This is a genomic window from Halopelagius inordinatus (genome assembly GCF_900113245.1).
Lineage (GTDB): Archaea > Halobacteriota > Halobacteria > Halobacteriales > Haloferacaceae > Halopelagius > Halopelagius inordinatus.
This window is the reverse complement of sequence record NZ_FOOQ01000008.1, coordinates 26984-40112: the sequence shown is the minus strand read 5'-3', so window position 1 is coordinate 40112 and position 13129 is coordinate 26984. Positions and strand designations below refer to the sequence as shown.

At 67.5% G+C, this 13129-nt stretch carries 14 protein-coding genes; 3 read left to right on the top strand and 11 right to left on the bottom strand.

The genetic code is table 11. The features are described 5' to 3' along the window. The first annotated feature begins 60 nt into the window (after window positions 1-60). Both BM167_RS16775 and BM167_RS16770 read left to right on the top strand, forming a co-directional pair. Window positions 61-1233 carry a signal peptidase I gene (locus tag BM167_RS16775; RefSeq protein ID WP_092893883.1) on the top strand — a complete coding sequence of 391 codons (1173 nt, stop codon included), beginning with the start codon at window positions 61-63 and terminating at the stop codon, window positions 1231-1233. A 113-nt stretch (window positions 1234-1346) separates the two neighbouring features. Next, window positions 1347-2543, top strand: coding sequence for a DUF5305 domain-containing protein (locus BM167_RS16770; RefSeq protein ID WP_092893882.1), 1197 nt, complete (start codon window positions 1347-1349; stop codon window positions 2541-2543). A 13-nt stretch (window positions 2544-2556) separates the two neighbouring features. Here BM167_RS16770 and hisA read toward each other — a convergent pair whose 3' ends face one another. Then, entirely contained in the window at window positions 2557-3282 is a 726-nt protein-coding gene (gene hisA, locus BM167_RS16765; RefSeq protein WP_092893881.1) for a 1-(5-phosphoribosyl)-5-[(5-phosphoribosylamino)methylideneamino]imidazole-4-carboxamide isomerase, read from the bottom strand. A gap of 195 nt (window positions 3283-3477) precedes the next feature. On the opposite strand from hisA, the gene glmM reads away from it, so the two are divergent. Further along, window positions 3478-4845, top strand: coding sequence for a phosphoglucosamine mutase (glmM, locus tag BM167_RS16760; RefSeq protein ID WP_092893880.1), 1368 nt, complete (start codon window positions 3478-3480; stop codon window positions 4843-4845). A gap of 77 nt (window positions 4846-4922) precedes the next feature. On the opposite strand, the gene BM167_RS16755 is transcribed toward glmM, so the two are convergent. The 10 genes from BM167_RS16755 to BM167_RS16710 form a co-directional block, all read right to left on the bottom strand. Then, window positions 4923-5171 (bottom strand): hypothetical protein, encoded by a 249-nt coding sequence (locus BM167_RS16755; RefSeq protein WP_092893879.1) that lies wholly within the window; start codon window positions 5169-5171, stop codon window positions 4923-4925. A gap of 3 nt (window positions 5172-5174) precedes the next feature. After that, a complete protein-coding gene (locus BM167_RS16750; protein WP_092893878.1) occupies window positions 5175-6341 on the bottom strand; it encodes a DUF7118 family protein in 1167 nt (388 codons plus the stop codon). A gap of 10 nt (window positions 6342-6351) precedes the next feature. Next, window positions 6352-6723, bottom strand: coding sequence for a phosphoribosyl-AMP cyclohydrolase (hisI, locus tag BM167_RS16745; RefSeq protein ID WP_092893877.1), 372 nt, complete (start codon window positions 6721-6723; stop codon window positions 6352-6354). Between the two features lie 48 nt (window positions 6724-6771). Next, window positions 6772-7125, bottom strand: coding sequence for a hypothetical protein (locus BM167_RS16740; protein WP_092893876.1), 354 nt, complete (start codon window positions 7123-7125; stop codon window positions 6772-6774). A 39-nt stretch (window positions 7126-7164) separates the two neighbouring features. Beyond that, entirely contained in the window at window positions 7165-8181 is a 1017-nt protein-coding gene (locus BM167_RS16735; protein WP_092893875.1) for an A24 family peptidase, read from the bottom strand. 163 nt (window positions 8182-8344) lie between these two features. Next, window positions 8345-8734 carry a ferredoxin Fer gene (fer, locus tag BM167_RS16730; RefSeq protein ID WP_092893874.1) on the bottom strand — a complete coding sequence of 130 codons (390 nt, stop codon included), beginning with the start codon at window positions 8732-8734 and terminating at the stop codon, window positions 8345-8347. 112 nt (window positions 8735-8846) lie between these two features. After that, entirely contained in the window at window positions 8847-10004 is a 1158-nt protein-coding gene (locus BM167_RS16725; RefSeq protein ID WP_092893873.1) for an inorganic phosphate transporter, read from the bottom strand. Window positions 10005-10091: 87 nt separating this feature from the next. Then, a complete protein-coding gene (locus BM167_RS16720) occupies window positions 10092-11219 on the bottom strand; it encodes an inorganic phosphate transporter (protein ID WP_092893872.1) in 1128 nt (375 codons plus the stop codon). Between the two features lie 42 nt (window positions 11220-11261). Beyond that, window positions 11262-12569, bottom strand: a complete 1308-nt coding sequence (locus BM167_RS16715; protein WP_092893871.1) for an O-acetylhomoserine aminocarboxypropyltransferase/cysteine synthase family protein — start codon at window positions 12567-12569, stop codon at window positions 11262-11264. Window positions 12570-12696: 127 nt separating this feature from the next. Next, window positions 12697-13053 (bottom strand): hypothetical protein, encoded by a 357-nt coding sequence (locus tag BM167_RS16710; protein ID WP_092893870.1) that lies wholly within the window; start codon window positions 13051-13053, stop codon window positions 12697-12699. Window positions 13054-13129: the final 76 nt, after the last annotated feature.

Here is a 13129-nt window from a genome sequence, read left to right as displayed (position 1 = left end):
TGTCGAACGGAGTGGGTAACTATGTGGACTTTCACCGTACCGAGAAGGTAGCCGAGAGAGATGGAAAACGCACAAACCGCACTCGTACGCGCACTCGAACTCGTCGTCCTACTCGCCGTCGTCTCCCTCTTAGCGGGCCAAGCCCTCGGCTACCCCGTGTTGCTCGGTTTCGTCGAAACCGGAAGCATGGCCCCGACGATGGAACCCGGCGACGGATTCGTCGCCGTCCCCGCGGACCTCGTCGGTCCCGTAGAGGAGGGTGACGTGGTCGTCTTCCGCGCGCAAGAACTCCACGGCGGCGACCTGACGACGCACCGCGTCGTCGAAGAGACCGACCGGGGCTACGTCACGAGAGGCGACGCCAACCCGTTCACCGACCAGGGTGGCTCCGAACCCCCGGTGCAAGACGCTCAAGTCGTCGCGCAGGCGCTACAGGTCGGCGGCGAGGTGGTCGTGATTCCCGAACTCGGAACCGCAGTGCTCGCCGTACAGGGGGCGGTCTCCGTCGTTCAGCGACACGTCGCCGCACTCTTCGGGTCGAGAGCGTTCCTCGGTCCGCAGGGACTCGCCTACCTCTTCTTCGGCGCGACGATGGTGTACTACGTCCTCGGCGAACTACGCGAGGAGAACAGAGAGCGTCGAAGTCGCGAGACGTCCCGAAACCGAGAGACGGGCACGGACGTGCGGTTGATAGCCGCCGGGTTCGCACTCCTCCTCGTCGCGGGCGCGACGGCGGCGATGGTCGGTCCCGCCGGGACGCAGGAGTACGGCGTCGTCAGCGCGGAGTTCGAGTCAGACCGACCGACGGTGATTCCGGCGGGCGAGTCGTCCGACGTCGCGTACCCCGTCGGCAACGGCGGCCTCGTCCCCGTCGACGTCTTCCTCGAACCGCGAAGCGACGGCGTCGCCGTCGAACCGGGCGAACTGTCCGTGGGGCCCGGAAGCACCGCCGACGCCACCGTCACGCTCTCTGTTCCTCCGGAGACGGGGTACTACCGGATGTTCCTCACCGAACACCGCTACCTCGCCGTCCTCCCGACTCCCGTTACTCGGGGACTCTATCAGCTTCACCCGTGGGCGCCCGTCGTCGTCATCGACTCGCTACTCGGCGGACTGTTCTACGCCGTCAGCATCGCTCTCGTCGGTACGGGGCGGGTCCGAACCCGAAGTCGGGGACGCGATATCTCGCCGACTACCCGTCTGAAGCGAACGCTCCGCGACCGGAACTCCTGAGCGGCGAACGGTCGGCCCGATACGGCGGCGTTCGAACCCTGAACCGGTCGTTAAAGATGTATAGTATCGTTAACTGACTAGTTACTATTTAGATACGTCTTGGAGAGAGGGTAATGGCTACGTGGACGCTTCGAGCACGAGAGACGGTGGCTGGCAACGTCGCGGTCGTCGTCGCCTGCTTTCTCGTCCTCGCCGCCGTCGGTGGTGGACTCGCCTACACGGCGTACGTCGAACCGGGGGCGCACACCGAGGAACGGGCGGGGGCGTCGTGGGAGACGACCGCAGAGTTCGGGCACGCGGCGACGGTCAGAGAGCCGAACTCGGTGTTTCCCGTCGGGACGACGCTCGAGAACCGGTCGGCGTACTTCGGGACCGTCGCACCGGTACTGGACGGGAACTTCACCTACGGATACACCGCGAGCGAAGGCGGGTCGTTGAGTATCGGCACGGACGCCGATATCGTCCTCCGGTCCGTCGAGCGGAATCAGACCGGCGCGGTCCGGACCCGACACTGGCAGAGGACGCGAGACGCGGGCGAGATGACAGAGAGCGGCGTCGAACCGGGCGAATCCGTCCGCGTCCCGTTCTCGTTCGACGCGAGAGCCCTCGCCAACGAGACGGAACGAATCGAATCGGACCTCGGGGCCTCGTTGGGAGAGACCGAGGCTCTCGTCCGCGTCACCGTTTCGCTCTCGGGGACGGTGAACGGCGAGTCCGTCGAACGAACGGAGAGATACGTACTGCCGGTCGGGTTGGGCACCGCGTACACCGTCGAGGACCCCGGCGTCGTGACCGACCCGCACACCTCGACTCGGACGGTCACCGTCACCAACCAGTACGGGCCTATCCGACGGATAGGCGGGCCGCTACTGCTCTTCTCCGGTCTCGGCGGGGCGGTCGGCCTCCTGTGGGCGCGTCGGAGCGGTCGCCTCTCGACGCTTACGGAGGCAGAGCGAGAACGCCTCGCGTTCGACGAGGCTCGGTCCGAGTTCGACGAGTGGATACACCCCATTCGCCTCCCGCCGTCGACGTTCGACCGCCCGCGCGCGGAGGCCGAGTCGCTGTCGGCACTCGTGGATTTCGCCATCGACACGAACAGCAGCGTCGTCGAAGACCCCGACGACGGGACGTACTACGTCGTCCACGGCGAGCACCTCTACTCGTACTCGCCGCCGACGGACGCACCGGTCGGGCAGAGCGCGGACGCTACCGCGTTCACCTACGACGGGGAGCTAGAAGACGGCGGCGACGGAGACGCCGCGGACGGCCGAAGCGGACCGGACGCGGGAGACGCGCCGACCGGCGAGTAGGTCGGTCGTCCGCTCAGACGCGTCTGGCGTCTTCGAGCGTGAACGTCCCCTCGTACAGCGCCGTTCCGACGACGACGGCGGCGGCCCCGGCGTCTCGGAGTGCGCGCACGTCGTCGAGAGAGGCGACGCCGCCGGACGCGACCACCGGCACGTCCACCGCGTCGACGACGCGTTTCGTCACGTCCGTCTGGACGCCTTCCATCTGGCCTTCCACGTCCACGTCGGTGAACAGAATCGCGCCCGCGCCGAGTTCCTCGTACCGGGCGGCGGCCTCCGCGGGGTCGAGGCCGGTGCTCTCTGTCCACCCCGAGACGAGCACTTCGCCGTCTCTCGCGTCGAGACTCACCATCACGCGGCCGGGATACTCCGCGCTTATCTCTTCGACCAACTCGGGGTTCTCCACCGCCGCGGTGCCGAGGATGACGCGTTCGACGCCCCGTTCGAGGAGGTCGGCCGCGTCCGCGGCGGTTCGGATGCCGCCGCCGAGTTGGACCGGCACGTCCACCGCGTCGACGACCGCTTCCACCGCGTCGGCGTTCTTGCGGTCGCCCTCGAACGCCCCGTCTAAGTCGACGAGGTGGAGCGTCTCCGCGCCTTCGCCGACCCAGCGTTCGGCCGCCTCGACCGGGTCGCCGTACCGTCGTTCGGTGCCGCGTTCGCCCTGCACCAACTGCACCACTTCCCCGTCCTGCATGTCGACTGCGGGGACGACTTCGAAGGTCCGAAACGCGTCGCTCATGGTGACCTCTCCTCGCGCGTCGCGCCTAAAGGCTCCGGAGGCGACGCCGCGCGGAGAGTCGTCCACTTTTCTCCGGCGTCGGTTCGGCGTTACCCGCCCGGAGTCGATTCCGGTGGGCGAAACGATAACTCGGATGCGAAAAACCGGAACTGTGGTTCGGAACGGCTTTGTCGCCGGACGAACCAGTACCCCACAATGAAACTGTTCGGATCGAGTGGGACGAGAGGGGTGGTCGGCGACGGCCTCTCCCCGGAGTTCGTCCTCCGGGTCGCGAAGGCGGCGGGGACCGTCTGGGACACCGACCGCGTCGTGGTGGCGCGCGACACCCGGACGACGGGCGAGATGCTCTCGAACGCCGCCGAAAGCGGGTTAGCCAGCGTCGGAGTGAACGTGGACCGACTCGGCGTCACTCCGACGCCGGGCGTCGTCCGGTACTGCGAAGTCGAAGCGGTGCCCGCCCTCGTCATCACCGCCTCGCACAACCCGCCCGAGTACAACGGCGTGAAGTTGGTCGGGTCCGACGGCGTCGAACTCTCCATCTCCGAACTCGAACGCATCGAGGACCACATCCTCTCCGAGCAGTTCGCGACGGCGACGTGGGACGACGTCGGCCGCGTCCGAAACGTCGAATCGGCGAACCGAGACTACGTCGAGAACCTGCTCTCTGCGGTGGACCGAGAGAAGATAGCCGACGCGAACCTGACCGTCGCCCTCGACCCGGGTCACGGCGCGGGCGCACTCACGAGTCCCCAGTTCTTCCGCGAACTCGGCTGTGACGTCGTCACGGTCAACGCCACGCCCGACGGGACGTTCCCCGGACGCAACTCCGAACCGGTCGGGAGCGAACTCGAAGACCTCTGCCGTCTCGTGAAGGCCGCGGACGCCGACGTCGGCGTCGCCCACGACGGCGACGCCGACAGGGCCGTCTTCGTCGACGAGGACGGCGAGTTCATCCCCGGCGAGTCGTCGCTCGCGGCACTCGCGGCCGCGAACCTCTCTCCGGGCGACACCACGGTGGCCGCCGTCAACGTCTCGCAACGACTCGTGGACGTCTGCGACGACGTGGGCGCCGACCTCGAACTGACGCCCATCGGCGCGACGAACATCATCACGCGCATCCGCGAACTGTGGGCGCGAGGGGAGTCCGTCCCCATCGCGGGCGAGGGCAACGGGGGGATATTCTTCCCGAACTTCCGTCTCGTCCGCGACGGCGCGTTCGTCGGCGCGAAGTTCCTCGAACTCGTCGCCGACCGCCCCGCGAGCGAACTGGCCGCGCCGTACGCCGACTACCACAACGTCCGGGTGAACATCGAGTACGACTCGGAAGCGGAGTTAGAGGCGATGCTCGACGCCGCCCGCGAGTACGCCGAGAACTCGGCTGCGACGCCGAACACCACGGACGGCTACCGCCTCGACTACGGCGACGCGTGGGTGTTGGTCCGCCCCTCGGGGACCGAACCGAAAGTCCGCGTCTACGCGGAGTCGAGCGAGTACGAACGGGCGCAGGAACTCGCCGACGGCGCGGAGTCCGCGCTTCGCGTCGCTCTGGACTCGCTGAACTGACCCGCTCCGACGGGACGAACGACCCCGCTCGATTCGCTTCTCTTCAACGACGGACGCCCGCGCCGACTCGCCGGAAGTCAGACGCTGAGGATACCGAACAGGAAACAGAGTAGGCCGAGAAACAGGAGGACGGCCCCGCGTTCTATCGAGACGTCCTCGACCGGGTCCTCGGGCGCGTCCTCGCGTTCGTCGGGCGGGAGAAGCCACGCCGTGGGGTCGTCTTCGACCTCCAAGCGGGCGGCCGCCCGCCGCGTCCGCAGGGCTTTGCTCGCGTAGAACAGACAGACCGCCCCCGCCACGAACGCGGTGGCGGCGACGACGACCATCTGTCAGGCGTCCTCGTCGTCGGTCTCTTCGAGGACCGCCGCGAGACGGTCGTGCGCGTCCCGAACCGCGTCGAGTTCCGCCTCGACGGTGCCGGAACGGAGACGCGCGAGTTGGTCCTCGGTAACCTCGTTGCGGGCGCGCGCGGCGGTCCGGAGACTCTCGTAGTCGTCGCGGTACGTCAGGTCCCGAACGCGCCGCAGCGTCGCGACCGTCTCCTCGGAGGCAAAGCGGTTCAGAAGCGAGATTATCTCGTCCGCGCGGCGGCGGAGTACCCCCGCCTGCGGCGGCGGCCACGAGACGACGAGGGGGTCGGCATCGAGCCGTTCGAGGTAGGTCCGGTGGACGGCGACCGAGGTCTGAAGCGCCGCGGCGTCGTCGACGTAGTGGTCGAGTTTCGACCCCGAGTAGCCGGTGTACTCGAGCAGTTTCGGTATCGGGTGGTCGCCGCCGCGTCGCTCGCGGACGTAGTCGAGAACGTCGCGCGGCGGCGGCCGGTAGTCGACCAGCGGAAACGCCGTCGCCGCCGCCGGGAGTTCGAGCACGTCGCGGGCGGGCGCTTCGGCTTTCCACCGTCGGAACTCCTCGCGGACCGCCTCGGCGTAGGTCGCTATCGGTTCTCTGAGGATATCGACCGGCGCGTCGAGGTCGGCCGCTCCCAACGCGACGAGGTCGGCGAGTTCGTCGGCGGCATCCTCTAATTCCGTCAGTCGGAGGGCGGCGTCGCGGCGCGCGGCCGCGAGTTCGTCGCGGGCGGACTCCCGCCGGTCGAGGAGGTCTTTGAGTCGGGCCGCCGGTTCGAGGTCCTCGCGCGCGCCGACGAAGTCGCGTTCGCGGAGGCGTCTGCGGTCCATCCGCTCTGCGGCGTCTTCGAACGCCTCTCGGACGGGCACGTCCTCGGGGAGGTCCTCGACGAGGCCGATGAACTCCTCTTGGAACCGGACGTACGCCTGAAAGTCGCCCGTCCCCGTCGCGGAGTCCTCGTAGTCGTCGAGTAGTTTCGTCGCCCGTCGGTGCGCGTTGACGGCGCGATGCACCTCGTCTCTCCCGTGGTCGGCGATAGCGGAGTCGGCGTCGTCGACGGCGTCTCTGGCCTCGCGAAGCCGTCGCACGAGGTCGGAGACGTCGGAATCGGCCGGTTCGCTCGCGTCTGCCGGTGTGGCGTCTGTCATCGTGTGTCTCTCAGTCGTCGTACACCTCGTCGGGGTCGAAGACGCGTTCGCCGTCCGCCTCGCCGTCGATGGTGCGGTAGAAACACGACCGGTGGCCCGTGTGGCACGCGCCGCCGGTCTGTTCGACGACGTACAGGAGCGTGTCGGCGTCGCAGTCGACGCGTACCTCCTCGACGGCTTGGGTGTGTCCGCTTGTCGCGCCTTTCTCCCAGAGTTCGTCCCGACTCCGCGAGTAGTAGTGCGCGCGTCCCGTCTCGCGGGTCCGTTCGAGGGCTTCGGGCGAGACGTACGCGAGCATCAACACCTCGCCGGACTCGGCGTCCTGTGCGACGGCGGGCACGAGTCCGTCCTCGCCGAAGTCCACCGTTACGTCCTCGGTCATCGCGTCGAACCATGCGGTGCCCGCCGATATGTCTTTTGTACTCACGGGTCACTCCGACGCCATCCGCCGGCCGAAGCGAACGCCGGCGTTGGTACAGACCGAGAGCGCGCCGGCCGCGAGGAAGACGAGCGCTATCCGAAGCGAGTCGGCGACGGGCAGTCCGTCGTGGAACCCGAAGAGACCGACGAGGAGCAACACGACGCCCGGGAGGGCGTCTTCGAACCCGCCCGTCCCCGGGTCGCCGACCCACGCCGCCCCCTCTGTGACCGTCAGACCGGCACCGAGACCCCACACTGCGGCGCTCGTTGCGGCGAGGAGAGCGTCCGGAAACAGCAGGTACGGGACGATACCGCCGAAGAGTGTGCCGACGACGCCGGCGGCGAACGGCCTTCGGGCGGGCACGGTCGGGCGTTCGTCACCGTCGGTGAAAAAAACGACGCGTCAGACCAGTCCGAGCATCCCGACGACGCCGAACAGCACGTCGCCGTAGACGAACGCGACGACGGTTCCGAAGAACATCGGAACGAGAAACGGGATGCCCGGCGAAATCCAGAGAGCGTCCGTCGTCGTCACGACGTCGAGGCCGCCGCGGAGTTTCTCCGGCGTCGTGCCGTACGCCGACCCCTCGATGGAGTCCATGAACGCCTCCGCACCCCACTCGTCGCCGTCGTCGGCGACTGCGTCCGCGACGACGCCGCCGTCCGAGTGCGCCTCCGACGCGGGCCGCGAAGCGCTGTCGGTGGTGGCCGCGTCCGCGACGACTGCGCCGTCGGTCGGGTCGTGCGTCTCGACGATGCTAGAGGGGTCGCGGTGGGTCTCCGGGTCGTCTCTGAGTGCCGCGAGCGTCGTCCCGCGCCACCGCAGGTACATCCGGAGGGCGTCTATGTCGAGTCCGTTCCGACTGTGCCCGTCGGGCGTCTCGAACAGGCGGCCGTGCGCCGTCGAGAGGTCGGCGGTCGGGATGCGCCGCCCGAAAAACAGCAGCGGAACCTCCGTGTCGCCGTCGAGGAGGTTCCGGGCGGCCATCGCGAGAGGGTAGCCGGCGGCGAAGATGACCGTGTTCGTGAGGATGGTCATCGAGAACACGCCGAGCGTCGTCGCTTCGGCCGGAAGCGCGATGCCCGGCAGGTAGTACGTCGGGAACGTCGGCAGCAGTATCGAGAACGTGATGAGCGCTTTCGCGTCCGCGCCGCCGAACCCGCCGAGATACCAGAAGGCGTACGAAAGCGGTGCGACGAAGAGCAGACTCACGCCGACGCGGACGAAAAACAGCCGATCGGCCAGCGTCGAGAGCGACAGGTGGCCGACGGCGTCCCACGCGAGGAGGACGACGCCGAGTGCGACGAGCGGATACCACGCGACGCTCGGAACCCGTCGCGTCTCGACGTCGCGCCATGCTGCCCACCCCAACACCGGAACGACGAGGAGTCGGAGCAGGTCGGGTACGGTGGCGAACATACAGGCGAACTGACCCGGGGGGAGTTATCGTTTTGGTATCCTGAAAGTCGAGAAACACGACCGGAGAGGTTTTGGGAGAGAATGTCTCACCCACGGGGCCCCCGAGAACCGCGTCGCCGACGAGACGTCTCCTACGGCCGAAAGAAAGTGTCCGAGTGGAGCCTCAGATGACGCGGTTCTGGAGGTAGTCGAGGTGCTTGGCGTTGTAGACGATTTTGACCTCGTCGGTCTCCGGCGACCCGATGCAGGTCAGCCGGACGTTTTTCTCGGAGACTTCCTCGTCCGAGAGAATCTGCTGCATGTCCATCTCGATGTCGCCTTCCTTGACGATGGCCGCGCAGTTCGCGCAGGCACCGGCGCGGCACGAGAAGGGCCAGTCGTAGCCCTGCGCCTCGGCGGCTTCGAGAATGTATTCGCCCTGGTTGACTTCGAGGGAACCGTAGTCCTCGTCGTCGAGACCAGCGTCTGCAGCGTTGTCGAAGAGGTCGTCGTCGTCCATGTCCCAGCCGTTGTCGTCGAGTACTTCGTAGTTGAGGTATTCTACCGTGGGCATCAGCACACGGTTCGGAAGCCACACCATTAGACTTTGCTGTTCCTCTCGCCGTGTGATAGTAAATTCCCACGCCGTCGGCGGACGTGCGCGCGCGCCGTCCGACCGAACCGGGTCAAAGCGAGGTGACCGCAAACAGCGCGTACGACGCCGCAGCCGAAAGCGAGGGGGTCAAGAGCCAAAAGAAGATGACCCGGCCGGTGGTCCCGGGGTCGAAGAGATTCCGGCCCGCGAGGTCGGTTTCGGACTCCTCGCCGACTCGCGGGACGTTCTCGTCGGTCTCCGTGGTGAGTGCGTTGACGGACATCCCCGGCGACTTCCCGCCGAGGGCTTGGCCGATGGTGACGGTGCGAGTCGCGCGTCCCCATCCGAGGCCGACGATGCACATCGTCGCCGAGACGGCGAGACTCGCCGGGATACCCAACCACGACAGCATCGCGATGAGCGACGCGGACACCGTCTCGACGATGAGTGCGGCGAGAATCGGCAGTTCCGTCAGGTCGTTGCCGACGGTGTCGAGCGTCCGCCGGGCGATGGTGAACGCGCCGAGGCCGATGGTGGCCGACGCGAGCAGAATCGCCGCGTCGATGCCGACCGCCCCGTTACCGACGAGTGGCGCGACGGCGTTTGCGGCGTTCGACGCCCCGGCGGAGAACGCCATGTAACAGGCGATGACGACGACGAGCACGATGCTACCGAACTCTCGAATCGTCGTGTTGGGGCCGAACGCGGGGCGGGGAATCGCACCCGACCGGTCCACCGTCAGTAGCGCGCCTGGCGACTGGTCGAGTTTCAGTTTGGCGTCGAGGTACGGGTAGATGTATCGTCCGACGACGGCGCAGATCCAGAAGGCGATGACGGGTGCGACGATCCACCACGAGATGATTTCGAGCATGACCGCCGCGTCGAGCGTTCCGGTTGCGACGCCGAGTCCGGCGATGGCGCCGACGGCGGTCATGGACGTGGAGGCCGGGACACCGAACGTGTTCGAGATGAGAAGCGCCAGTCCGACGAAAAAGAGGACGGCGACGCTGGCTCCGAGCGTGAACTGGTCTTCCGGAACTATCTGCCCGCCCATCGTCTCGATGACGTTCCGCCCGGCGGTCCACGCCCCGAGGAACGCGAACCCGGTCATCAACGCCGCGGCGGTGAGTTTCGAGACGATGTCGCTGCCGACCGCCGGGCCGAACGCGACACCGGTCGAAGAACCGCCGATGTTGAATCCGACGAACGCGGCGACTACGAGACCGATAACGAGGAGTACTTCGACCACGGAACGACGTTCGGCGGTCGCGTGGATAAAGCCTCATCATCCGGCGTCGAGACCGGCGCGTTCGGCCGCCCGCGGACCGGTCGGGCGTCAGACGCCGACCGCCGGGCCGAAAAGCGAGAACACGAGATACGCGCCGACGGTGGCGGCAAACGGGACGAGGTTCTGCATGAAGACGACGCGGGCCGTCGCCCGCGGCCGAAACAGCGAGTCCGTCTCGAGGCCGGGTTCGGCGGCCACGTCCGCGGGCGGGTCGGTGAGGTCCGCCGCCGGGTTCGTCGGGTCGGGTCTGCGGGTGGTCGCGCGCCCCCACCCGAGGCCGACGATGCACATCGTGGCGATGACGACGAAACTCGCCGGGATGCCGAGCCAAGAGAGGAACGTGACGACCGTCGCACTCACCGACGCGACGACGAGGGCGGCGGTGAGAGGCAGTTCGGTCAGGTCGTTGCCCATCGTCTCCAACGTCCTGCGAGCGATGGTTACCGCGCCGACGGCGATGGCACCGCCCGCCAACAGGATGCCCGCGTCCATCGACAGCGACCCGTTGCCGACGAGTGGCGCGACGGCGTTTGCGACGTTCGACGCCCCGGCGGAGAACGCCATGTAACAGGCGATGCCGACGACGAGGACCGAGCCGACGAGTTCGCGGCGCGTCGTCCCCTCGGCGAGTGCGGGTCGCGGGACGAGGCCGTCGCGGCGGAGACGAAGGAGGCCGCCCTCGGAGCGGTCGATTGCGACCCACGCGGCGACGTCGTCGTACCAGTAGCGTCCGACGACGGCGCTGACCCAGAAGCCGAGGATTGGCGCGACTAACCACCACGAGACGATCTCCATCGCCAAATCGACCGCGAGACGGTCGGTCGCCACCCCGTATCCGGCGACGGCCCCGACAGCGGTCATCGAGGTGGATGCGGGGACGCCGAAGACGTTCGAGGCGAACAGGGCGAACCCGACGAAAAGCAGGACGACGACGCTCGCCGTCGCCGAGAAGGGGTCGCCCGTGACGAGGTCGGAACCGAGCGTCGTGACCACTCTGCGCCCGACGGTCCACCCGCCGAGGAGGGCGAAAATCCCCATGAGAACGCCGGCCCCGACTTTGGAGACGGTACCGCTGCCGACGGCGGGACCGAAGGCGACGCCGGTGTTCGACCCGCCGATGTTGAATCCGACGAACGCCGCGACGACGAGTCCGACTACGAGGAGCGAATCGACCACGGTCTGACTGCGCGGGCGGGTGCGTTAAATCACCCGCTACCCTCAGTTCGACGCCGACTCGATGGCCTGCCGCAAGTCGGCGACGATGTCGTCGGCGTCCTCGATACCGACAGAGAGACGGACCATGTCGGGCGTGACGCCCGCCGCAGCCTGTTCGTCTTCTGTGAGTTGCTGGTGCGTCGTCGAGGCGGGGTGGATGACGAGCGTCTTCGCGTCGCCGACGTTCGCCAGTAGCGACGCGAGTTCCACGTTGTTGACCGTCGCCTTCGCCGCCTCGTATCCTTCCGCCAGACCGAACGTTATCATGCCGCCGTAGCCCCCGTCTAAGTACTTCGAGGCCTCCTCGTGCGTCTCGTGGCTCTCCAAGCCGGGGTAGTTGACCCACGAGACGGCGTCGTGGTCGTCTAAGAACTCCGCGACGGTCTGTGCGTTCTCGCAGTGGCGGTCCATCCGCATCGGGAGCGATTCCAGTTTCTCTATCGTCGTCCACGCGTCGAACGGCGACTGGGCGTTGCCCAAGTCCCGCAGTCCGCGGGCGATGGCGGCGTAGGTGAACGCCGCGTCGCCGAACCGTTCGGAGAAGTTCACGCCGTGGTAGGCGGGGTTGTCCTGCGCTATCTCGGGATACTTCTCGGCGTGGTCGGCCCACGGGAACGTCCCGCCGTCGACGAGGACGCCGCCGATGGTCGTCCCCGCGCCGTGAATCCACTTCGTCGTGGAGTTCCACACGAGGTCCGCGCCGTGTTCGATGGGTCGGCAGAGATACGGCGTCGCGAAGGTGTTGTCGACGAACAGGGGGACGCCGTTGTCGTGGGCGATGTCGGCGATTCGCTCTATGTCCGGCGTCACCAACGCGGGGTTCCCGATGGTTTCGAGGTGGACGTAGGCGGTGTCGTCGTCGATGGCCTCCTCGTAGGCGTCGTAGTCGAGCGTATCGACGAACTTCGTCGTCACGCCGCGCCGTTCGACGGTGTGGGTCAGGTAGGTGTACGTCCCGCCGTACAGCGACGACGCGGAGACGACGTTGTCGCCCGCCGACGCGAGCAGGAAGTTCGCCAGGTCGAACGCCGCCATCCCCGACGCCGTCGCCGCCGCGCCGATACCGCCTTCGAGAGAGGCGAGGCGTTCTTGCAGCATCGCGATGGTCGGGTTCATCAACCGCGAGTAGATGTAGCCCTCGCTCTCTAAGGCGAACTGGCTGGCCGCGTCGTCGGCGTCGTCGAAGACGTACGACGTGGTCTGGTAGATTGGCGGTGCGCGCGCGCCCGTCGCCGAGTCGGGTTCCTGTCCGGCGTGCAGACTTCGCGTGTCGAATCCGAGCGTCCTCTCCTCGTCGTTCCCGTCTGACATACCGAACTGGTTAGTCTTACCCCGTGGTAAATACCCCCGTCGTTACAAAATACGCCGGGGTCCGCGAGCAATCGACTCTCGCCGCGAAATCAGTTCGGTCGTCCGTCGATACGACGGAAATTCGCACTCAGACGGCGTGCGTCTCCGCGACGGACGCGCCCGCAAACAGGAGAACGAGACCCACCGCGCCGACGCCGAGTCCGAGTCCGAATCGGGTGAGCGTCGTGAAAAGCGGTGCGGCGAGGGTGACGACGGCGACGACGAGCAACAGGCCGCCGAACGAGACGCCGACGGTTCGTGCGCCCAGTCCGTCGGGGATGAGGGCCACGTACGTCGCACCGAGAGCGACGACGAGGGACGCGCCGCCCGCGGCGAGAACGGCGTCGGCGGGGACAGTCTCCGCGAGCAAGATGTACGCGACGTAGTAAGCCGGTACCGCGGCCGCGAGCGCCGCGATTCGACCGGCGAGTCGGAGCGTAGACATACCCGAGTCGTCGTCCGAGACGGACAAATTCCTTCGGGTCGGAGGCGAGAACTCGGCCGGTCGTCGGGGGTCAGCA

Bases quoted from the DNA above. Each gene is read 5' to 3' on its own strand.
- BM167_RS16775 (WP_092893883.1), top strand. From the start codon at position 61: ATGGAAAACGCACAAACCGCACTCGTACGCGCACTCGAACTCGTCGTC.
- BM167_RS16770 (WP_092893882.1), top strand. From the start codon at position 1,347: ATGGCTACGTGGACGCTTCGAGCACGAGAGACGGTGGCTGGCAACGTC.
- hisA (WP_092893881.1), bottom strand. From the start codon at position 3,282: ATGAGCGACGCGTTTCGGACCTTCGAAGTCGTCCCCGCAGTCGACATG.
- glmM (WP_092893880.1), top strand. From the start codon at position 3,478: ATGAAACTGTTCGGATCGAGTGGGACGAGAGGGGTGGTCGGCGACGGC.
- BM167_RS16755 (WP_092893879.1), bottom strand. From the start codon at position 5,171: ATGGTCGTCGTCGCCGCCACCGCGTTCGTGGCGGGGGCGGTCTGTCTG.
- BM167_RS16750 (WP_092893878.1), bottom strand. From the start codon at position 6,341: ATGACAGACGCCACACCGGCAGACGCGAGCGAACCGGCCGATTCCGAC.
- hisI (WP_092893877.1), bottom strand. From the start codon at position 6,723: ATGACCGAGGACGTAACGGTGGACTTCGGCGAGGACGGACTCGTGCCC.
- BM167_RS16735 (WP_092893875.1), bottom strand. From the start codon at position 8,181: ATGTTCGCCACCGTACCCGACCTGCTCCGACTCCTCGTCGTTCCGGTG.
- fer (WP_092893874.1), bottom strand. From the start codon at position 8,734: ATGCCCACGGTAGAATACCTCAACTACGAAGTACTCGACGACAACGGC.
- BM167_RS16715 (WP_092893871.1), bottom strand. From the start codon at position 12,569: ATGTCAGACGGGAACGACGAGGAGAGGACGCTCGGATTCGACACGCGA.
- BM167_RS16710 (WP_092893870.1), bottom strand. From the start codon at position 13,053: ATGTCTACGCTCCGACTCGCCGGTCGAATCGCGGCGCTCGCGGCCGCG.